The organism is Oribacterium sp. FC2011 (assembly GCF_000701645.1).
GTDB lineage: Bacteria > Bacillota > Clostridia > Lachnospirales > Lachnospiraceae > Oribacterium.
In genome coordinates this window covers 24729-46893 of the sequence record NZ_JNJM01000012.1, presented here as the reverse complement: position 1 = coordinate 46893, position 22165 = coordinate 24729, and the positions used below count along the sequence as shown (strand labels likewise).

The 22165-nt window shown below is 44.8% G+C and carries 13 protein-coding genes; all 13 read left to right on the top strand.

The features are described from left to right. Window positions 1-105 precede the first annotated feature (105 nt). The 13 genes from T357_RS0110940 (at window position 106) to T357_RS0110880 (ending at window position 21996) form a co-directional block, all read left to right on the top strand. A complete protein-coding gene (locus T357_RS0110940) occupies window positions 106-4827 on the top strand; it encodes a glutamate synthase-related protein (protein ID WP_081828134.1) in 4722 nt (1573 codons plus the stop codon). A 473-nt stretch (window positions 4828-5300) separates the two neighbouring features. Further along, window positions 5301-6893, top strand: a complete 1593-nt coding sequence (locus tag T357_RS0110935) for a CTP synthase (RefSeq protein ID WP_031552330.1) — start codon at window positions 5301-5303, stop codon at window positions 6891-6893. Window positions 6894-7037: 144 nt separating this feature from the next. After that, window positions 7038-8417 (top strand): MATE family efflux transporter, encoded by a 1380-nt coding sequence (locus T357_RS0110930; RefSeq protein ID WP_044916794.1) that lies wholly within the window; start codon window positions 7038-7040, stop codon window positions 8415-8417. Between the two features lie 247 nt (window positions 8418-8664). After that, window positions 8665-9600, top strand: a complete 936-nt coding sequence (locus T357_RS0110925) for a carbohydrate ABC transporter permease (protein WP_031552324.1) — start codon at window positions 8665-8667, stop codon at window positions 9598-9600. A 127-nt stretch (window positions 9601-9727) separates the two neighbouring features. Next, complete coding sequence (locus tag T357_RS0110920; RefSeq protein ID WP_031552321.1) at window positions 9728-11209, top strand: ABC transporter substrate-binding protein; 1482 nt, start codon at window positions 9728-9730, stop codon at window positions 11207-11209. Further along, window positions 11202-12155 carry an ABC transporter permease gene (locus tag T357_RS0110915; RefSeq protein ID WP_031552318.1) on the top strand — a complete coding sequence of 318 codons (954 nt, stop codon included), beginning with the start codon at window positions 11202-11204 and terminating at the stop codon, window positions 12153-12155. The genes T357_RS0110920 and T357_RS0110915 overlap by 8 nt, the downstream gene beginning before the upstream one ends. Before the next feature lie 458 nt (window positions 12156-12613). After that, window positions 12614-12904, top strand: a complete 291-nt coding sequence (locus T357_RS0110910) for a co-chaperone GroES (protein ID WP_029200923.1) — start codon at window positions 12614-12616, stop codon at window positions 12902-12904. A 107-nt stretch (window positions 12905-13011) separates the two neighbouring features. Then, window positions 13012-14634 carry a chaperonin GroEL gene (groL, locus tag T357_RS0110905; RefSeq protein WP_031552316.1) on the top strand — a complete coding sequence of 541 codons (1623 nt, stop codon included), beginning with the start codon at window positions 13012-13014 and terminating at the stop codon, window positions 14632-14634. A gap of 203 nt (window positions 14635-14837) precedes the next feature. After that, entirely contained in the window at window positions 14838-15329 is a 492-nt protein-coding gene (locus T357_RS0110900; RefSeq protein ID WP_031552314.1) for a hypothetical protein, read from the top strand. Window positions 15330-15454: 125 nt separating this feature from the next. Further along, window positions 15455-17260, top strand: a complete 1806-nt coding sequence (locus T357_RS0110895; protein WP_031552312.1) for an ATP-binding protein — start codon at window positions 15455-15457, stop codon at window positions 17258-17260. Then, on the top strand, window positions 17260-18960 hold the full coding sequence (locus T357_RS20305) for an HD domain-containing phosphohydrolase (protein WP_049962386.1): 1701 nt from the start codon (window positions 17260-17262) through the stop codon (window positions 18958-18960). Before T357_RS0110895 ends, T357_RS20305 begins: the two co-directional genes overlap by 1 nt. A gap of 131 nt (window positions 18961-19091) precedes the next feature. After that, window positions 19092-19715 carry a type IV pilin protein gene (locus tag T357_RS19240; protein WP_044916777.1) on the top strand — a complete coding sequence of 208 codons (624 nt, stop codon included), beginning with the start codon at window positions 19092-19094 and terminating at the stop codon, window positions 19713-19715. Window positions 19716-19911: 196 nt separating this feature from the next. After that, on the top strand, window positions 19912-21996 hold the full coding sequence (locus T357_RS0110880) for a clostripain-related cysteine peptidase (protein WP_031552304.1): 2085 nt from the start codon (window positions 19912-19914) through the stop codon (window positions 21994-21996). Window positions 21997-22165: the final 169 nt, after the last annotated feature.

The window sequence follows — 22165 nt, the reverse complement described above, 5'->3', positions numbered from 1 at the left end:
AGTTGAAAGAACAAGATTATTTGTAATGTACTTTCAATCGAGTGGGCCGGTGTCCGCCCGGCATTTTCCCGGACGGGAACAGAAACAGTCAGAGGGAGTACGTAAATGGAGAATTATCAAAATACAAATCAGGAGGCCGCCAATGTAACTGCCGGTAACTGCTTCATAGTTCCGGAAGAACTCCGCGGCCACAATACATTATGGAGACCGGTTTCCTCAGGACACCCTGAGGAGCTCGGCAACGATGCCTGCGGAATAGGAACCGTTGTAAACATTGACGGTACAAAGGACGAAAAGGTTCTTGATGATGCCCTTCATATAGTGGAAAAGCTGGAGCATCGTGCCGGAAAGGATGCCACAGGTAAGGTGGGAGACGGTGTAGGTATACTTCTCCAGATAAGTCATGATTTCTTTAAAAAGGCAGCAAAGGAAGCCGGAATTGTGCTTAGAGAAGAAAGAGATTACGGCGTTGGAATGTTCTTTTTCCCTGAGAATGAAAAGAAGAGAACCTTCGCAAAAAGGATGTTTGAAGTCATCGCAAAAAAGAACGGGCTCACTGTCCTTGGCTGGAGACCGGTTCCCTCGCATCCCGAGATTCTGGGAAAGATAGCATTGGACTGCATGCCCTGTATAGAGCAGTGCTTCATTGAAAGACCTGAGGGAGTGGAGAGAGGCATTGATTTTGACAGAAGATTATATGTTCAGAGACGTGAGTTCGAGCAGTCCTCTGAGGACACCTATATCTGTTCTCTGAGCTCCAGAACCATCGTATATAAGGGAATGTTTCTGGTGGGACAGCTTCGTGCTTTCTATGATGACCTGAGGGATCCTGATTACAAGACTGCCATAGCCATCGTTCACTCCAGATTCTCAACAAATACAACTCCCAGCTGGGATCGTGCCCACCCCTACCGCATGCTTGCCCATAACGGAGAGATCAATACCATCAAGGGAAACATTGACAGGATGCTGGCCCGTGAAGAAACCATGCAGAGTCCATTCCTTGACAAGGAGGTTGAGAAGATATTCCCGGTGGTGGAGCGAAACGGTTCCGATTCCTCCATGCTGGACAATACTTTGGAATTCATGTATATGAACGGTATGGAGCTTCCTCTTGCCATGACTGTGACCATTCCCGAGCCCTGGAAGCATAACAGGTTTATGGATCAGGAGAAGAGGGATTTCTATCATTACTATGCCACCATGATGGAGCCCTGGGACGGTCCCGCAGCCATCATTTTTTCCGACGGGGATGTGGTGGGAGCAACCCTTGACAGAAACGGTCTGAGACCCTCGAGATACTACATCACCGACGATAACAGACTGATCCTTGCCTCTGAAGTGGGAGTTCTTGACATTGACTCAAAGCATATCGTAAAGAAGTCACGACTCCAGCCGGGACGTATGCTTCTGGTGGATACCCTTCAGAAGAGGATTGTATCGGATTCCGAGATAAAGAAGCATTATGCCGAGAAGAATCCTTACGGAGAGTGGCTTGACAGAAATCTTCTGCATCTTGAGGATATCAGGATCCCGAACCACAAGGTGGAAACCCACGACAGGGAGCAGAGAGACAGGCTTTACAAGGCTTTCGGCTACACTCATGAGGATGTGAAGTCCATAATCCTTCCCATGGCACAGAATGGTGTTGAGGACACTGCCTCCATGGGACATGACACACCCCTTGCCGTGCTTGACAATAAGCATCAGCTCCTGTTCAGGTATTTTAAGCAGCTTTTTGCCCAGGTTACAAATCCTCCTATAGATTCACTTCGTGAAAAGGTAGTTACGGATACAACCGTGTACCTTGGTTCTGACGGAAACCTCCTTCAGGAAAAGGCGGAGAACTGCCGGGTTCTGGAGATAACAAATCCTATCCTTACGGGAGTAGAGCTTTTGAAGATAAAAGAGCTTTCAGCTCCTGGCTTCAAGTCAGCTGTTGTGTCGCTGCTTTACTACCAGAATACTTCTCTTGAAAGAGCCCTCCAGCAGTTAAATATCACTGTGGACCGTGCCTATCAGAGAGGCTGCAACATTATCATCCTGAGTGACAGGGGAGTTGATGAAAACCACGTTGCCATCCCTTCGCTGCTTGCTGTGAGCTCCGTTGAACAGCATCTGGTGCTTACAAAGAAGAGGACTGCGGTTTCCCTTATTCTCGAGTCTGCAGAACCGAGAGATGTTCATCAGTTTGCGGCGATCCTTGGCTTTGGTGCCCGTGCCATCAATCCATATCTCGCACATGAGTGTATAGCCGAGATCATCGATGAAGGATATCTCGACAAGGATACACATACGGCTATCGAAGACTACAACAAGGCGGTCCTCCACGGCATAGTAAAGATTTCGGCGAAGATGGGTATATCCACCATCCAGTCCTACCAGTCGGCGAAGATATTTGAGGCCATCGGGCTTAGCCGTGAGTTTACGGACAAGTATTTTACAGGCACTGTTTCAAGGGTAGGAGGCATCGGCATAAAAGAAATATCCGAAGGCGTAAACTGGAGGCATGAGCTGGCCTTTGATCCTCTGGGACTCAATGGGGCAGATGGGGATGAGTCAATGTTTTACAGTGTACCCGCCCTTAAGAATAGGAAGATCTCTTTAGAGGCTTCCGGGGAGGAAAATGAAAAGCTTCAGAAGCTGAGGATGGCAAATTTCTGCAATGTTAAAGATAAGGATGAACACCTTTATACTCCAAAGACCATAAAGGCACTGCAGCAGGCAGTGCAGAAGGGGGACTACAAGAGGTTTAAGGAATACAGCGCCATGATAGATGATGCACCTATTCCCCATGCCCTTCGAGGCATCATGGAATTCGCTCCAAAGAATAAGCCGGTTCCTCTCAGTGAGGTTGAGCCTGTGGAGTCCATCGTGAAGCGTTTCAAGACAGGTGCAATGTCTTACGGCTCCATTTCCCTGGAAGCCCATGAGACTATGGCCGTTGCCATGAACCGCCTTGGCGGAAAGTCAAATTCGGGCGAAGGTGGAGAGGATCCTTCAAGATACGGAACAGAGAGGAATTCTGCCATAAAGCAGGTGGCCTCGGGACGTTTCGGCGTTACGGGATCCTATCTTAATTCCGCAAGTGAGATACAGATAAAGATGGCTCAGGGCGCAAAGCCGGGCGAAGGCGGACACCTTCCGGGAAAGAAGGTTTATCCCTGGATTGCAAAGACCAGATTTTCAACTCCCGGTGTGTCTCTGATCTCGCCTCCGCCTCATCACGATATATACAGTATCGAGGATCTGGCGCAGCTTATTTATGATCTTAAGAATGCAAACCGCCGTGCCAGAATCTCAGTGAAGCTGGCTTCCGAAAACGGTGTCGGAACCATAGCCTGCGGTGTTGCCAAGGCCGGTGCGCAGGTAATATTGATAGCCGGCTATGACGGAGGAACCGGTGCGGCTCCCATGACTTCAATCCATCATGCCGGACTTCCCTGGGAGCTGGGAATCACGGAAGCTCACCAGACACTTATCCGTAACGGACTTCGTAACAGGGTAATGCTGGAGACGGACGGTAAGCTTATGACCGGACGTGATGTTGCCATTGCAGCCCTTCTCGGTGCCGAGGAGTACGGTTTTGCCACAACAGCTCTTGTCAGCATGGGATGCATGATGATGAGGGTATGCCACAAGGATACCTGTCCTTTTGGAGTTGCCACACAGAATGACAAGCTCCGTGCAAAGTTCAAGGGCAAGCCTGAGTATGTTATGAACTTTATGAAGTTTATAGCTCAGGAGCTCCGGGAAATCATGGCAGAGCTTGGCTTCAGAACAGTGCAGGAAATGGTGGGACGTACCGACTGTCTGGCATTTTCCGAGGAGCGTGCCAATGTTACCGACCGTGCGAAAAAGGTAGACCTTTCAGCCATACTCGACCCTGAGTTCGCAAGTCTTCCGGAGAATGTACGTCATTTTGATCCGGAGCATGTTTATGATTTCCATCTGGAGAAGACATTGGACGAAAGCGTACTCCTGCCTAAATTCAAAAATGCTATGGAGAAGGGTGAGCATCATGAGGAGAAGGTTAAGGTTTCAAGTACCAACCGTACCTTCGGAACCATCCTGGGTTCTGAGATAACAGATAATTACTGGATGGGTGAACAGACCCGGGAGCTCCAGGATGATACCTTTGTTGTGGAAGCCTACGGCGGAGGAGGACAGTCCTTCGGTGCCTTCATCCCTAAGGGTCTCACCATCAGGCTTCACGGTGATGCCAATGACGGTTTCGGAAAGGGCTTAAGCGGCGGAAAGCTTATCGTGACACCGCCTAAAGGAAGGGCATTCCGTCCGTCCGAAAACATTATCATCGGTAACGTGGCGCTTTATGGTGCAACCTCCGGAAAGTGTTATGTTGAAGGTATAGCCGGAGAACGTTTCTGCGTGAGAAACTCCGGAGCTACTGCGGTGGCTGAGGGCTGCGGTGACCACGGTCTTGAGTACATGACCGGCGGCCGTGCGGTTATCCTCGGGCACACAGGAAAGAACTTTGCGGCAGGTATGTCCGGTGGTATCGCCTATGTTCTTGATGAAGACCATTCACTGTATCTGAAGCTCAACAAGGATATGGTACAGCTCCGGGAGGTGACGGAAAGATACGACGTGAAGGAGCTTAAGGCCATACTTAAGGACTATGTTCAGGAGACCGGTTCCGAGCTTGGAAAGGAGATACTTGATAATTTCGACAGATTCCTTCCGAGCTTCAAGAAGATAGTTCCGAACGATTACCAGAAGGTGCAGGACGCTGTAAATCATTTTGAGGACAGCGGCTCTTCACCGCAGGATGCGGAGATGGAAGCCTTTAAGCTGCTGTTCAGCTAAAGGGCTGAACTGAGGAGGGGGTATAGGGGTGGTGAGCCTTTTTCTGAATGACCTATATCTCCAAAAACAGAATATGAGTCAATGAAGAACCTGATTCTGAATGACCTATATTTCCAAAAACAGAATATGAGTCAATGAAGAACCTGATTCTGAATGACCTATATTCCAAAAAACAGAATATGAGTCAATGAAGAACCTGATTCTGAATGACCTATATTCCAAAAAACAGAATATGAGTCAATGAAGATCATGATTCTATATGACCTATATCTCTAAAAACAGATTATAGGTCAAGGAGCGACCGATTTATAAACCTAAAATAAATAGTAAAAACCCTATTTACAAATATATGATTTGATTGTATCATCTTCATGTTTTTTAGAGATATCACGAGGTGACAAAGGTGTCACAGGGACTTTAGAAGGTCCCTGGCCTTTGTCACCTCTTTTTTTTGTATTTTGAAAGGGGACTCTATGATCAAGTACGTTTTTGTAACCGGTGGTGTAGTTTCAGGACTCGGAAAGGGCATTACTGCAGCTTCCCTTGGAAGGCTTCTCAAGGCAAGGGGCTACAAGGTGACCATGCAGAAATTTGATCCATATATAAACATTGACCCGGGTACCATGAACCCCATCCAGCATGGTGAGGTTTTTGTAACTGATGATGGCACCGAGACTGATCTTGATCTCGGTCACTATGAGCGTTTTATTGACGAGTCCCTGGATCACCGTTCCAATATCACATCAGGAAAGGTTTACTGGTCTGTTCTCAACAAGGAGCGTCACGGTGAGTACGAAGGCCACACAGTTCAGGTCATACCTCACATCACAAACGAGATAAAGTCCGATTTCTATCGCTCAAACGATCCTTCCGAGGACCGCATTGCCATCATTGAGGTAGGCGGCACAGTGGGAGATATCGAGTCCCAGCCCTTCCTTGAGGCCATCCGTCAGTTCCAGCATGATATCGGACGTGAAAATGCCATCATGATACACGTGACTCTCGTACCATATCTTCATGCCTCGGAGGAGCTTAAGACAAAGCCCACACAGATGAGTGTCCGCGAGCTTCAGCGTCTCGGACTTCAGCCGGACATCCTTGTATGCCGCACCGAGTATCCGATCCCCAAGGACATCAGAGAGAAGATCGGTATGTTCTGTAACGTGCCTTCAAATCACGTGCTTCAGAACACAAATGCCGAGTTTATTTACGAGGTTCCCCTTCTCATGGAGCGTGAGCACCTTGCACAGTCAGTGTGCGAATGTCTACACCTCCCATGCCCCGAACCGGACCTTACTTCCTGGACGGCAATGGTAGAGAATCTCCGTCATCCGGAAAAGGAAACCGTTATTGCCATCGTCGGAAAGTATACTCAGCTTCACGACGCCTACCTTTCCGTTGCGGAATCACTTAAGCACGGCGCCATCGCAAATAATGCAAAGGTAAACATCCGCTGGGTGGATTCCGAAGAGGTTGAAAAGGAGGGAGCAGCCACTTTATTAAAGGGGGTTAACGGCATCCTCATCCCGGGCGGGTTCGGTCAGCGCGGAATCGAAGGTATGATTATGTCGGCGCAGTATGCCCGTGAAAATAAGATACCATATCTCGGAATCTGCCTTGGAATGCAGATCTCCATCATAGAATTTGCCAGAAATGTTCTTGGCTGGAAGGATGCAGACTCCACGGAATTTAAGCCGGAGACCACACATCCTGTCATCGATCTTATGCCTGAACAGAAAACAGTCACAGACCTCGGAGGAACCATGCGTCTCGGAGCCTATCCATGTGAGCTGAGAGAGGGTTCAAAGCCGGAAAGACTTTACGGAACTACTTCCATAACCGAGCGTCACAGACACAGATATGAAGTTAACAATGATTACAGGGAAGATCTGGAAGCAGCCGGAATGATGCTTGTGGGACAGTCCCCGGACGGTCATATAGTTGAGATGATCGAGCTTAAGGAGCATCCCTATTTCGTTGCAACACAGGCACACCCCGAATTTAAATCACGACCCAATAAAGCACACCCTCTTTTCAGGGGACTTATTGAGGCTGCATTAAACTAAAGAAATGTGTTGAGGCAGCCTGATAAAATGCAGGTAATCTTTTTGAGAATAACTGGTATAGAGAAAATGATATTGTGAAAAAAGCGTTTGTTCCTTAAAATGATTGGAACAAACGCTTTTTTATCGAAGGGCCGCAGAAAAAAGATGACTGCTATTCTGACCGGCGGCTCCGGGGCGGGTAAGGGAGACATCATGGCTCAACACAATCTTTCTAAGGGAAACCTTCTTCACAATATGATATGGTTCTCACTGCCTTATCTTCTGAGTTATTTCCTGCAGACCCTGTACGGGCTTGCAGATCTTTTTATAGCGGGGCAGTTCAACGGATCGGAGGTCATATCCGCCGTGTCCATAGGCTCACAGGTCATGCATATGGTGACGGTGATGCTTGTGGGACTCGCCATGGGCTCTACGGTCATGATAGGCCGGTATGTGGGAGCGGAGGATGACAGGAAAGTGAGCTGTACCATAGGAAATACCGTGACTCTTTTCACGGGAGCTGCATTGATAGTTACGGTGATACTGCTTATGACCATCCATCCTATAGTTTCGGTCCTTTCTACACCTGTTGAGGCGGTGCCCGGAACCGTTAGTTATCTCACCATCTGCTTCGCAGGGATTCCGTTTATCGTAGCCTACAACATACTGAGCTCCATTTTCAGAGGCATGGGAGATTCAAAGAGTCCCCTTAGGTTTATCGCCATCGCCTGCTTTGTGAATATAGTTCTTGATCTTATCTTCATGGGACCCATGAGACTGGGGGCATCCGGTGCGGCCTTCGGTACAGTGCTGGCTCAGGGGGTGAGTGTAGTCATTGCCATTATGGCCATAGTGAAGAAAAGGCTCTTTGTTGTACATAAGGCTGATTTCATGCCGGACAGAAAGATCCTTGAAAAGATACTCGGCATCGGTGTTCCCATCGCCTGTCAGGACGGATTTGTTCAGATCGGTTTCCTGGTCATCACCGTGATCGCCAATCGGAGAGGAGTGGATATATCCGCGGCGGTCGGCATAGTTGAGAAGACCATAAGCTTCCTTTTCCTGGTGCCTTCAAGTATGCTTTCTACTGTCTCCACCATTGCAGCTCAGTCCATAGGAGCGGGAGACAGAGAAAGGGCACGTCAGACCCTGAAATACGGGGTAATGATGTCTGCCGGGATCGGACTCATATTCGCGGTACTTTTTCAGTTCATTTCAGGTCCTGTTTTTTCAATGTTTACATCAGATCCTGTTGTACGGGAGCTTTCGGTTCAGTACATGAGAACCTACGTGCTTGACTGCATCGTGGCGGGAGTGCATTTCCCCTTTTCCGGATATTTCAGCGCCTGCAATGCTTCCATCCTCAGCTTCATCCACAATGTACTGTCTGTGCTTCTGGTGCGTATCCCGGGAGCGTGGTTCGCCACAGAGCTGAGCCCTGATTCGCTGTATGCCATGGGACTTGCGGCTCCCGCAGGCTCGCTTCTCAGCGCTCTGATCTGCATCGGCTTCTATAAATGGTACAGGAAGAAGGGGAGGTTCTGAAAAAAGAATTAAGCGGCAGAACACAGTGCGTTTTGCCGCTTTGTTATGAATGAATGTGCTCTCGTGAAAGGTTCCGGGTTTAAGGGCATGATCTTCGGATCATGCCCTTTTCTTTATGATAGAACAATATAAAATAATCATTTTTTGTGCGTTATAGTTATTAATAAAACAACCGATAGTATAAAGAAAGTAGAAATCTTATCGGGAGACACAAAATAATCTAACCGATGGAAAGGCATGGGAGATCATGGCAGCAAATGAATTTAAAGATATAAACCGATATGTAAGCCCGGAAAACAGTTCTTACTCCAAAAGGATGAATGCCATAGTCAGCTTTATCTATATAGTTCTTGCCGTGTTCATATTTCTTCCTGTACTTCTGGTTATCATTATTTCGTTCTCCTCTGAGGATAGCATAAATGAAATCGGGTACAGTTTTTTTCCAAAAGGATTATCTCTGAAGGCTTACGGCTACCTCTTTAATTCCGGTGGCTTTCTTGGAAGAGCCTTTCTGAATTCCCTTTTGATAACTGCAGCCGGTGTTGTTTTCGGCCTTATGCTCATGTGTCCCATAGCTTATGCATTATCCCGAAAAGAGTATAAATTGAGAAGAGGCATCCTTCTTTTTCTTATGATTCCAATGCTTTTTTCCGGTGGTCTTGTGTCGTCCTATATGGTGAACACCCAGATTTTTCATTTGAGTAATTCTTATTATGCCCTTATTCTGCCAAATCTCTGTTCAACCTGGTTCATCATGATACTGAGAAATTACTTTCAGAATGCCATACCGGATTCCCTCATAGAAGCAGCGGAGCTGGACGGAGCCGGTCATTTTCAGATATTCAGACTCATAGTGACACCCGTGGCGAAGCCTGTCATCATGACAGTTGCCCTGTTCCAGACCTTCAACTATTGGAACAGCTGGTATCCATCGCTTTTGTATCTTGACAGTAATCACACAGAGCTTTATCCACTCCAGTATGTTCTTGTAAATATGGATCGAAGCATTCAGACTCTCGTCAGAGATACCCAGTATCTTTCGGGAATGAATGCCTATACTCCGCCAACCATCACCATCAGGATGGTCATGGTAGTGGTGGTTATACTTCCGGTGATGCTGATACTTCCGTTCTTCCAACAGTTTTTGAAGCGAGGAATGACAGTCGGAGCCATAAAGGGCTGATATGGACAGGCGTGATTTTCATCATTATCAGTGCCGAAAAGCATGGGTTCATATAGGAGCCAATTAGATTGGCATCTGAATGTCAGAAATAAACGGCGAAAAACATGAGCTTAAATAGGAGATTGGTATGCTGCGTAAATTTATAAATATAATAGTGGCTGTATTTTTTGCGATATCGCTTTCTGTTTTTATGCTTACAGGCTGCGAAGCCACAAGAAAAAACGATGACAGCATTGTCCTTCGATGGGTTACCTACCAGGCCTCTGATGTTCCTCTCGACATAAAAGAAGTGGTGGAGGCTGCCAATGCCGTGTCTAAGGAGAAGATAGGAGTTACAGTAAAGCTTGAATTTCAGCCCTCGGATAAACTTAATCTGATGATGGCCTCCGGGGAATATTATGACATGGTCTTTACCTCTTCATGGGTAAATCCGTTTGATAAAGGAGCTACAGCCGGGCTTTATCGTGACGTAACGGATTTAGTGAAGACTGAGACACCTGCACTATATGATTACGTTGATCCCTTCTGGGATGCCGGAACGGTTAACGGGAGAATATATGGGATTCCGCTTCTTAAGGATATGGGTGCCGAAGAAATGTTCCGCATAAATTCCGATTATTTTGAAGGAAAGAAGGGGATGACCATCCCGGAAAGAATGAATTTTGAGGATATAGAACCCTTCCTTAAGGCTTACAAGGAGGACTTTCCGGGCAGGTATCCCCTGGATATGACCAGGGGCGGGGTGCCGGGATATATGAATTCTGTGGAGAGGGTAGTCCAGACTCTGGTGGTACTGCCTTTTGGCGAAGGTCATGAAGCCTCAAATGTGATCCCGTTTTACGAGTGCGATCAGCTGATGGACAGATTCAGGCTCTTACACAAGTGGTATAAGGCGGGGTACATTCATCCCGATGCCGCAACCATAGAATCAACGACCTCGGATAAATCCATTCCGGTTCGTTTCGGAGTTGCCTGGAAAGGATATCAGGGCTTCTCTAATCCCGAGAACTGGGGATTTAATGTCAAAACCTCAATCTATGAAGGTCCGTTTTTATCCCGCTCCAGCGAGCAGGGTGCCATGATCGGTATATGTGCAGCCTGTGATGACGAGCATACAAAAGCATGCCTTAAGTATCTTGAACTGCTCAGCACAGACAAAAGGTTCAGGGATATATTGGCTTACGGTATAGAAGGCAAGCATTTTGAATATCTGGAAAACGGTACCGTCCTTCGAACCGATACAGGACTCAGCAGATACAATACTGCCCTTTATCAGACCGGAGCTTCAGCTGCTGCTTCCGTGGAATCTGTCAGCAGGACTTTTCTGGCAGACCCGGATCAGTGGAAGGGCGTATTTGAGGAATACAAAACAGACGGTATATACAGTGCCATCAATGGCTTTGCCTATGATCAGGCCCGAAAGGAAGATATCATTGCCGCTTTGAATGCAATCTACAGTGACTATAAGACAGAGCTCATCACCGGTACAAGCGATCCTGATGAGGTACTTCCGGTGATGAAAAAGCGAATGGAAGAGGCAGGTATGAAGGAACTGGTGGAGGATGTAAGGCAGCAGCTGGAGGAGTGGAAAAAACTTAATCATGAATAAAGCTTCTGTAAAGAAAGAAATAGGCTACTCAAAAAAGAAGAATCGTGACCTGACGCTTATGGCTCTTCCGGCCATAATATGGTTCATCTGCTTTTGCTATATTCCCCTGTTCGGAATATGCTTTGCGTTTAAAAGGTTCACACCGATACCCGGGGAATCGCTATTTAAGAATCTGTTTATAAACAGTGAATGGACGGGACTTGATAATTTCTCCTTTCTGCTCAGGTCATCGGACATACCCGGGATAATGTTTAACACGCTTTTTTACAACATTATCTTTATAATACTCGACATAGTTATACCTGTTTTTCTGGCGATTTTTCTTACGGAGTTACACAGCGAAAAACTAAAGGGAAGCATTCAGATGGTTATGGTTCTTCCGTACTTTCTGTCCTGGGTTATAGTCGGATATCTGGTATATGCATTTCTTGCCACGGATGAGGGAACTGTAAATCATATCCTCGGCTTTTTCGGCAAAACGGCTGTCCAGTGGTATCAGACTCCAAAGTGCTGGAGATTGTTTCTGATTATTCTCGGAGTATGGAAGTCTGCAGGCTACAGCATGATCATTTATCTCTGTGCCATTACTTCCATCGACAGGACCCTGTATGAGAGTGCGGATCTTGACGGAGCCACCTTTATGCAAAAGGTGCACTATATCACTTTACCGCATCTCACTCCGACCATATGTACCATCTTTATATTGAGTGTCGGGAATATACTTAATTCGGATTTTGGACTTTTCTATCAGGTGCCCATGGACTCCGGCTCCCTGCAGGGAGTCACACAGACCCTGGACGTATATGTCTATAAGGCTCTCATGCAGCAGGCAAACTTCAGCTTTTCCGCAGCAGCATCGTTTTTACAGAGCCTGGTAGGTTTTGTACTCCTGATGGTGACCAATAACATCATCGCTGCCATAGACAGGGACAGCAGTCTGATGTAACCAGGATTCAGTGAAGGGACAGAGCCGGAGGGCATCCATTGGAATGCGTTGAGCTGAGTCGAGAAAAATCAAAATCTGACCCCTTAGAACCACTTGGTCCCATTTTCCTTAGCCCCCTCGCCAAGTCAGAGTTGTTATAAAAAGAACTCTGACATTGGCGAGGGCCTAGTGGTTCTTAGGGGTCAGAATTTAGATTTTTCCGACGAAGCGACTCTCATTCCAATGGATGCCCTCCGGCTCTGTCCCTTCGAGGAATGTGAAATAACTGTGAAATCTGTAAATTGTTAGCACTCGATGCTTGACGTTGCTAATAATGCGTTTTATAATACGATTTGTTGCTAGAGAAAAAGTCTTTTTAGACATAAAAACAGAAATCCGGTTAGCTTTGATGTGGATTTTTGTAAAAATCTTATATCCCGTTCTAGCCGGACAAGTTAATAAATTAGGAGGTCAATCAAATGAAGTTAGTTCCATTATTTGACAGAGTAGTTCTTGAGAAAGAAAAGATGGAAGAGACCACAGCAAGCGGTATCGTTCTTCCCGGACAGAATGACAAGGAGAAGCCAGGTCAGGCAGTTGTTGTTGCAGTAGGTCCCGGCGGAGTTGTTGACGGAAAAGAGATCACAATGCAGGTTAAGGTTGGCGATCACGTTCTTTTCTCAAAGTATGCGGGTTCAGAGGTTGAGATCGACGGAACCAAGTACACAGTTGTTAAGCAGAACGACATTCTTGCAGTTGTAGAGAAGTAAGATTACTGTGAGGCAAAAGCATTTGCCTGAGTTATCGAAAGATTAATACAGATTTCCCGCCGCGATTTCGAAAAAGTAACGGCGGAGAGCTTGAGGAGGAATTCAAAATGGCAAAGGAAATTAAGTACGGCGTTGAGGCCAGAAAGGCACTTGAGGCCGGCGTTGATCAGGTTGCAAATACAGTTAAGGTAACACTCGGACCTAAGGGCAGAAACGTAGTTCTTGATAAGAGCTATGGCGCACCGCTTATCACAAACGACGGTGTTTCCATCGCTAAGGAGATCGAGCTTAAGGATGCATATGAGAATATGGGTGCCCAGCTCGTTCGTGAGGTTGCATCAAAGACCAATGATGTTGCCGGTGACGGAACAACAACTGCTACAGTTCTTGCACAGGCTATCGTTAAGGAGGGTATGAAGAACCTCGAGGCAGGTGCTAACCCTATCATCCTTCGTAAGGGTATCCACAAGGCAGTTAAGGCTGCAGTAGAGTCAATCAAGGCTCAGTCTTCAAAGGTTAAGGGCAAGGATCAGATTGCTAAGGTTGCCGGAATTTCAGCAGGCGACGAGCATGTCGGTGAGATGGTTGCCGATGCTATGGAGAAGGTTTCCAAGGACGGTGTTATCACTGTTGAGGAATCAAAGACCATGCTTACAGAGCTTGATGTAGTTGAAGGTATGGAGTTCGACAGAGGATATATCTCAGCTTATATGTGCTCAGATATGGATAAGATGGAAGCAAACCTTGACGATCCTTACATCCTTATCACAGACAAGAAGATTTCAAACATCCAGGATATCCTTCCCGTACTCGAGAACATCGTAAAGAGCGGCGCTAAGCTCCTTATCATCGCTGAGGATGTTGAGGGTGAGGCTCTTACAACTCTTATTGTTAATAAACTTCGCGGAACCTTCAATGTAGTTGCTGTCAAGGCTCCGGGCTATGGCGACAGACGTAAGGAAATGCTTCAGGATATCGCTATCCTTACAGGCGGACAGGTTATCTCTTCAGATCTCGGTCTCGAGCTTAAGGATACAACTATGGAGCAGCTTGGCCGTGCTAAGTCCGTTAAGGTTTCCAAGGAGAAGACAACTATCGTTGACGGTGAAGGTCAGAAGTCTGACATCGAGTCACGTATCGCTGAGATCAAGCAGCAGATTTCTACAACCACATCTGATTTTGACAGAGAGAAGCTTCAGGAGAGACTTGCAAAGCTTTCAGGCGGCGTAGCTGTTATCAGAGTCGGTGCAGCAACTGAGACAGAGATGAAGGAAGCCAAGCTCCGTATGGAGGACGCTCTCAATGCTACACGTGCAGCAGTTGAAGAGGGTGTTATCGCAGGCGGCGGATCAGCTTACATTCATGCTCAGAAGTCTGTTGAGAAGGTTGTTGAGGAGCTTGACGGAGATGAGAAGACAGGTGCAAAGATCATTCTTAAGGCACTTGAGGCACCTCTTTATACAATCGCTTCCAATGCAGGTCTTGAGGGTGCAGTTATCGTAAACAAGGTTAAGGAGACTCCGGACGGACAGGGCTTCGATGCTCTTCACGAGGAGTATGTAGATATGCTTGAGGCCGGAATCCTCGATCCTGCCAAGGTTACAAGAACAGCTCTTCAGAACGCAGCTTCTGTAGCTTCAACACTCCTTACAACTGAGGCGGTTGTAGCTGACATTAAAGAGCCTGTAGCTCCTGCAATGCCAAACCCGGGTATGGGCGGAATGATGTAATATAAGTGAAAGCCTGAACTTTCAAACTTATTGAATCGAAGAAGGGTATTCTTTGAATTGCACCATTAGTGTAAATTTCGTATAATTAAGCTCGAACTGTGTTAAAGCAGTTCGGGCTTTTTTAGGGTAAAACAGATTGACATCTGTATATCGGAAATAAGCAGCGAAAATCTGTGTTTATAAATGAGAGGAGCGGTAATTATATGGACGATTATGTAGAGCACATGGTGAAAAGAAATGACCCTGTATACTGGAAAGCAGCATTGGGCATTGCAGCAGTTCTTACGGTTATCTCACTTTTTTTGGCCCTTCAGTATGCATTTGCACTGCTTTTGCTCCTTGCGATGCTGGCAGCAGACTATGCAATCTGGCTGTTTTCAAGTGTTGAATACGAATACACCTATTTCGGCGGAAGCTTCGAACTGGACGAAGTCCTGAACAAATCCCGCAGAAGAAAGATCGTTGAAACAAACGGTGAAGAGCTTGTCCTTTTTGCACCGAAGAATTCCGATTCCGCAAAAACAGAAATAGGCAATGCAAAAGTTCTGGACTATTCAGGTACCGGTCCGGAGGATAGGAAATATGCATACATTTATACCAGAAACGGAAACAAGACTTGTATGTACATAGAAGGTACGGAAGAACTTCTGAAGCAGGTGCGAAGAAATACACCACAGAAGTATAAAACGTATTGATTAATAAGAGACAATCCCACACTTTTACGGCGTGGGATTTTATAATATGATAATTATTGCCGATGTAATATAGTAGAAAGACAGTGTTCAGATGCCGATAGGTGTGTTTTAATGAGGGAATTTGCATGAAGATGGATTTAAAGCAGGCTTATAAAGGTTTTGTTATAGTGTGTCCTATTGTGATCGTTTTGCTTTTTATTTACCAGATGGTTTTCGTCAGCCGGTTTAATGCCAGGGAATATGTTGTCAGTGGAGCTGATAAAAATAGTCCTACATATTTTGAATATGCCGGCAGAGGTGATTCCACCAGTGAATGGTTAAAAAGGGATTTTGATCTGAATGGTAAAAAGGTGGATCTTAAAGGACAGACCATCGATGGAGTTCTTTATAATCATTCTGAAGACCTGGTGAGTCAGTGGAATCTTCGTATAAACATACGGGGAGACTGTTACATCAACAATGCATGGTGCGGAATTGTTGAGATACATCAGGCCATCGGAACCGAGGATGAAAAGGTTCAGACTCTGGATCTCAGAAATTATAAACTGGAAGATGTTAAGCTTGACTATTATTATGATGGTGACCTGCTTATCCCACTTTCAAAGGGTGATTATGTAATATATTATCCTTCACAAAAGGATTCCGAAATACCTGTTAAGCCCCAGTCAGAGCTTACCACAGGAGTGATCTTTTATTATCTTGACAAGCTGGATCTGGATAATATTGACCTGAGTTTTTACTACTACAGGGAAATAACCAACGGTACGGTTTTTTATATTATAGTCACACTCCTGATGATATGGATTGTGAACCTCATCATATACCTGGTTTCTTCAAAAATTTATGAGGACGCTCAAAAGGAGCTGGAGCTTAAAAAATCAGGTATATCAAGCATGTCCGATATATATGATTCTATCTACATCGTGGACATCGTGAAAAATGAAATAGTTTCCGTTGTGTCCGAAGCAGAGAGTGATTTGAAGAGACCTGAAGAATTGGGAGCCAACGAACAGTTCAAAAATCTTTTTAGAATTGACTGTGCGGAAGGCTTCAGGGAAGAATTGCTTACATTTGCAGATCTTTCAACCCTTAGCGACAGGATGAAAGAAAGAAAGAATCTCACCTACGAATATTTAAGCAAGAACAGAGGGTGGACTCGTATACACTTTTTTGCCATGGATTATGTTGAAGGGCAGCCTGTAGACAAGGTGGTGTTTGCCCTTCAGGTTATAGATGACGAAAAACGTGAAAAGGACAGCATAGTTAAAAAGGTAGCTGATATTGAGATGGAAAGGGAGGAAAGGATAGATCTGTTCAGGAATCTGGCTGTGGAGCTCATACAGAATTGTAAAGAAACACTTATTCAGGAACAGCATATAATCGATGAAAGCAAGGACGAAAAAATACGTGAATACGCAATAAAGTCAAAACATAGTGTATCAAAGACCTCAAAACTTATGAAGGATTTGCTGGAGTTTCTGAAGATTGACGACGGTATCTATGTTATAAAAGAAAAAGAGTATGATTTTGATGATGTCCTTAAAGATATAGAAGCGGATGTCGGACCGGAGCTTGAGGGAAGTCAGGTCGCTTTTACTGTAAATGTTCAGCAGCATGTCCGGAGCAAGCTGTATGGTGACGATGAACATATAAGGTACATAATTGATTCATTGATACTCAATGCTCTTGATGGCAAGGATATAAGTGAGATAAAGTTAGTGGTCTTTTCAAAGGAATATGGGGATAAACTCCATCTTGTTATATCAGTCAGGGATGATGGATCATACGGTGATACTGATAATGTAAAATTCCGCTTGGGACTTGTTGACAGGATTCTCGGTTTTATGGATTCGAAGCTTCATATCATAAAGGATCCGGAAGGCGGAAATGAAGCATATTTTGAAATAGACCAGATTATAAGGGGGCAGTGATGTATACATACGCCTATGGCATTTGCCTTATAATATCTATTTTGGTATGTCTTGTAATCGCCTGCAGAGGATATGAAAAAGTAAATCCTTACACTTATACTGTTTTTATCATAATAATAGTTGTAAATCTCGCTTATTGGCTGAAAAGCACGGTTCTCAACTGGGAAGCAGCCATGATATGTTTTTGTATCTGTTATTTTGATTGTACGATACTTCTCACTATCATGATTCTGTCAATGCTTAGAACGTTGGGAATAAAACCGGGATTTCTCACCAAATTCCTGGCTTACGGTACCGCTTTTTTACATTTAGCACTGGTTTGGCTGAGTGTTCACAATAAAAATTATTATGAGTCTATCACAATAGTGCACACTGCCATGGGTAATGCAACAAAGGTCACTTACGGACCTCTGAAGCTGATTCATACAGTTTACATGGCTGTGCTGGTTGCGATTTTCCTGGTTCTACTGATAGCGGCCTATATAAGAAAAGGTACTTATTCAAAGAAAACTGTGTATGTTATTACCGCAGCAATCTTCATGGGATTGATGGCATATTTGCCGGATATTCTGGGATTGGTCCAGTTTTCCCTTCTGCCTTTTGTTTACGTTATCGGCGATATATTTTTAGCGTATAATTACGAAAGAACCCAGGCGCATGATCTTACGGCTGTTATGACAAAGCATCAAAATGTCCAGACCGTCAGGGGATTTGTTGCTGTCGACTTGAAAATGCGGTTTTTAAGCTGTAATGACAGGGCTTATGATTTTTTGCCTGAGTTAAAGGAGCAGGTGGTTGATGAACCTCTGATAGAAGGCAGCAGTTATGCAAGATTAATGTATCCCATGATGAATGCCTTTGAAAAAGAGGGGGGTGCATCGAAGAAATTCCGGGTTGGTAATGTTACCTGTATAGCGGAAATAAATACCTTTACCATCAGAACCAATGGACCAAGAAGAGGATATCTTTTTGAACTAAGGGATGCTACAGAAGAACAGAAGGCCTTTGATCTTGTGAATTCCTATAACGAGTCTCTTAACAGACAGGTAAAAGAGGCAACGGATAATATCAGGGGTATTCAGAACAAGATCGTCGCCGGTATGGCTAATATGATTGAAAACCGTGACAACAATACCGGAGGTCACGTAAAGAGAACCAGTGATATCATAAAGATCCTGGTTGCCGAGATCCGCAGACAGGGAATTATGGATATTGATGACGCATTTGCCGATGACATTATGAGAGCAGCGCCAATGCATGATCTCGGTAAGATAATAGTGGAAAACAGCATACTCAACAAGCCGGGAAAGCTGACCGATGAAGAGTACGAGATCATGAAGATGCATTCTACCAAAAGCGGTGAGATGGTTATGATCCTGCTGGATGGTGTGGAGGAAGAGCATTTCGTTAAGGTTGCCTATAATGTAGCCAGATTCCATCATGAGAGATGGGACGGACGCGGTTATCCGGAAGGACTTGTGGGATCCATGACGCCTATTGAAGCCAGAGTTATGGCAGTGGTTGACGTTTATGATGCACTTGTCAGCAAGAGAGCTTATAAAGAACCTTTCAGCTTTGAAAAAGCCACACAGATCATGTGCGAAGGCATGGGTACCCAGTTTGACCCCAACATGAAGGCGCCATTCCTGGGCTGCAAGGCTCAGCTTGAAGCATATTATACTGAAATAAATGCACAGTGATGATACAAAATACCTCCAAGATATTGATAAAAACAAAAATTTCCACTTTTTTAATGTTTAAACATGGATTATAGACATGATTTGGATTAAAATAGAAATGTGAGAATAGTTGTTTTTTAGAGGGGAAAACTATGAAATACGTTAAGAAAGGATTTACTGTAGCGGAGTTGCTGATAGTATGCGCTATCGTGGGTATTTTGGTGGCAATAAGTTTGCCTATCCTTAATGTGCAGCTTGAAAAGTCGAGAGAGGCGCACGATATAGCTTTGATGCGCACGGCGGCAGCGGCTGCAATGGAATATTATTATATAGGAGATTATGTTAAATATAGCGCTGATTTAGATAATGAAACTGATCCGGAAAAGAAAAATATCGGATTGAGCGTGGACCGAATGTCTACTGGTCCGGAGTCGTGGAATGCATATGGTGCCTATGACCCAAGAACAGGAAAAATTTATAGAACAAGAGATTTACTTCCTCCCGATAAGAACGGTAAACGTTACGTTTATGGCAAAGGTACTAAAGTCGATGGTGGAACACGTGTTCCATCAGGTAGTGAGACAGGAGAGGCTTATCAGTCCACAGAGGACTATAGGAATGCGGTTGTTATGGTTTCAATTTATGCAAAAGCAGCGACGCCTCATATTGATGTTTATTGGAAAGATAATACGAAATCTACTAATTCCAATTATATTGGTGGCAAAGCTTCCAATATAAATGGTCCTAAACGCTGCTTAAGGCTCTATCCAAATTAGGTATATGCCGGTCTTTACAAAAATCTTACAAAAATCAAGGAACAGACTTTTTTATTAAAGTCTGTTCCTTTTTTGTATGGATAACTTCAACCAAATTAAGGCAGATTTGGGTTAACATATAAAAACAGAGACAGCAGCGGTTTATGCAACATGAAATAATGAACCGTTTCTTCTCAAAGGGAAGGGTTTATGAGAAATGAGAGAATTCAAAAGTAGAAAAAAACAGGAAGATAATAACGAAACCTGGGAGAACGAGGAGTTACAGGAGTTTAAAAAGGACTCCGTGGAATTTTTCAGAAAGCATAAAAAGGTTCTTGCTTTGGGTGCCGGCTTTACTATAGCCTTTATGCTGTTGTTTGGAACCATAGCTTTTGGAATCGTTAATCGTGCCGTTGAAGTGGAACAGACAGAGCAGCTTGCGGAGGTTGAGACTACAGGAGAGGTCATTAAGATCACAACCGATGAAGGCCTTACAGAGGCTGCATTTAATCAGTCAGAGAATATCAACACTACTATAGAAACCGGAAATCCGGAAACGGCGGAGACGGCAGCTGCGACAGGCGAAGATCGGGCTTCGAAAGCAGCTGCCGGATCCGGCACGAAGGTTTCAAAAGGAAATGATGCCGGTACAGCAGTGAAAAACGTGGCGGGAGCAGATCGCAGTGCAGATTCTGCAAAGAAAGAGACCGGTACTTTAACAGGAACAGCTGCCACAGAAGCATCAACCGGCAGCTTTTCAGCCAATACTGCTTCAGATGACCAGGAAGCTCTCAATCAGATTTTGGGAGTGGGTTCATCCGGAGCAAAGCTTGATAAGGCTGATGGAACAAAAAAGACATCTGAAACTAATAGCGTTCTCAGCAACGAGCCATATATGGACAGCTCTTCTGATACAAATTCAGATTCAGAAACTGAAACAGAAGAAAATGCTCAGGAGACCAAAAATGCAGTTGAGGCCGAGACCCCTGCTGAGACTACAAAAGAGACTGTATCAGAAACGGAAACCGCAGCGGAGACTGAAAAAGAGACCGAAGCAGAAACAAAAGCTCAGAAGACAGAAGGTACTACCGGATCAAACAGTGGTACGGTAACTCTTCCATTGGAAAAGAAAAAGCTTACGGTTCTTGTATATATGATAGGGTCTTCTCTTGAAACCAAATCAAACCTTGCTGCCAACAGTCTTGTGACCATGCTTTCAGCAAACCTGAAGACAGATGATATTAATGTTGTCATCGAAACCGGCGGAACCAAGGATTTCCATAACATCTCAACGGCTGACAAAGAGTTTGACGAGTCAAAGATTGAAAGATGGATGATCAGCGGCACAAAGCTTATCTATCTGGGCGATGGCGGAAACACTTCTGAAGTCAGCATGACAGATGGTGATTCATTTGAAGCTTTTCTTAAATATGTAAAGAAAAACTTCCCTGCAAACAGATATGAGGCGGTTCTCTGGGGCCAGTCCGGCGGACCTGTAAGCGGTTTTGGCTATGATGAGGTTAATGGTTCCGGCGAGCAGCTTACACTGACAGAAATGTCAACCGCTCTCGGAAATGCAGACATGGATTTAGATCTTCTGTTTTTTGATGCAAGACTTATGGGCGCGATGGAAACGGGTTATGGCCTTTCGTCACATGTGGATTATATGATCGCGTCTGAAGACAATGAGTATTCCATTGGTCTTAACTACACAAACTGGTTGAAGAGACTGATCAACAATCCTGAACTATCAGCCATAGAGCAGGGTAAGCAGATTATTGATGATTTCATTGCCGGAAACAAAGGAAAAGGTGAAGGTAAGGATGAAATGGTAGGTGCTTATTCACTCGTGGACCTTAAGGCACTTAAACGAAACACTTCTGACAAGCTTAAGGCATTGGCAGAGCTTTTAAAGAGTGCTGAGAAAACAGAAGACGGAAGGGATCATCTGAGACAGGCAAGTAAGGAAGCTTACAGATTTGCACCTAATTACAGTTATGATCTTATTGATTTCAGCAGTTTTCTCGGTGCAATAGAGAGTAACTTTACGGGTAGTGGAAATGAAGGCATCAATTATAAAGAGATAAGGGAGGCCGCCGCCGCTCTCAGGAGTTCTGTTGAAAGTGCTGTTGAGATCAGCAGATATGTGACTCCTAATGATGATGGCGGTGTATCCGGTCTCACCATTTACTTCCCACAGCCGGGCACAGATGCCGAAAAGAAGGAAAAAATGCTTAAGAAGTATGAGGGCCTCAACTTCAGTACTTCATATCAGCAGCTTATAAAGCAATATGCCGAATAAGATTTCTAAATAATAAACATAGAATTGGTTATAAAAAGGAGGGTTGATTTTAAATCCTCCTTTTGTTATACTCGTTAAAATTTTATAACAAATACCCATTCATAACCTGGATCCAAGCCCTTCAAGGGGAAAAGGACCTTTTAAACAGACAGAGTGACATGTTAAAAAG

Excerpts from the sequence above, each read along its gene's own strand:
- T357_RS0110940 (WP_081828134.1), top strand. The coding sequence starts at position 106 with ATGGAGAATTATCAAAATACAAATCAGGAGGCCGCCAATGTAACTGCC.
- T357_RS0110935 (WP_031552330.1), top strand. The coding sequence starts at position 5,301 with ATGATCAAGTACGTTTTTGTAACCGGTGGTGTAGTTTCAGGACTCGGA.
- T357_RS0110930 (WP_044916794.1), top strand. The coding sequence starts at position 7,038 with ATGACTGCTATTCTGACCGGCGGCTCCGGGGCGGGTAAGGGAGACATC.
- T357_RS0110925 (WP_031552324.1), top strand. The coding sequence starts at position 8,665 with ATGGCAGCAAATGAATTTAAAGATATAAACCGATATGTAAGCCCGGAA.
- T357_RS0110920 (WP_031552321.1), top strand. The coding sequence starts at position 9,728 with ATGCTGCGTAAATTTATAAATATAATAGTGGCTGTATTTTTTGCGATA.
- T357_RS0110915 (WP_031552318.1), top strand. The coding sequence starts at position 11,202 with ATGAATAAAGCTTCTGTAAAGAAAGAAATAGGCTACTCAAAAAAGAAG.
- T357_RS0110910 (WP_029200923.1), top strand. The coding sequence starts at position 12,614 with ATGAAGTTAGTTCCATTATTTGACAGAGTAGTTCTTGAGAAAGAAAAG.
- groL (WP_031552316.1), top strand. The coding sequence starts at position 13,012 with ATGGCAAAGGAAATTAAGTACGGCGTTGAGGCCAGAAAGGCACTTGAG.
- T357_RS0110900 (WP_031552314.1), top strand. The coding sequence starts at position 14,838 with ATGGACGATTATGTAGAGCACATGGTGAAAAGAAATGACCCTGTATAC.
- T357_RS0110895 (WP_031552312.1), top strand. The coding sequence starts at position 15,455 with ATGAAGATGGATTTAAAGCAGGCTTATAAAGGTTTTGTTATAGTGTGT.
- T357_RS20305 (WP_049962386.1), top strand. The coding sequence starts at position 17,260 with ATGTATACATACGCCTATGGCATTTGCCTTATAATATCTATTTTGGTA.
- T357_RS19240 (WP_044916777.1), top strand. The coding sequence starts at position 19,092 with ATGAAATACGTTAAGAAAGGATTTACTGTAGCGGAGTTGCTGATAGTA.
- T357_RS0110880 (WP_031552304.1), top strand. The coding sequence starts at position 19,912 with ATGAGAGAATTCAAAAGTAGAAAAAAACAGGAAGATAATAACGAAACC.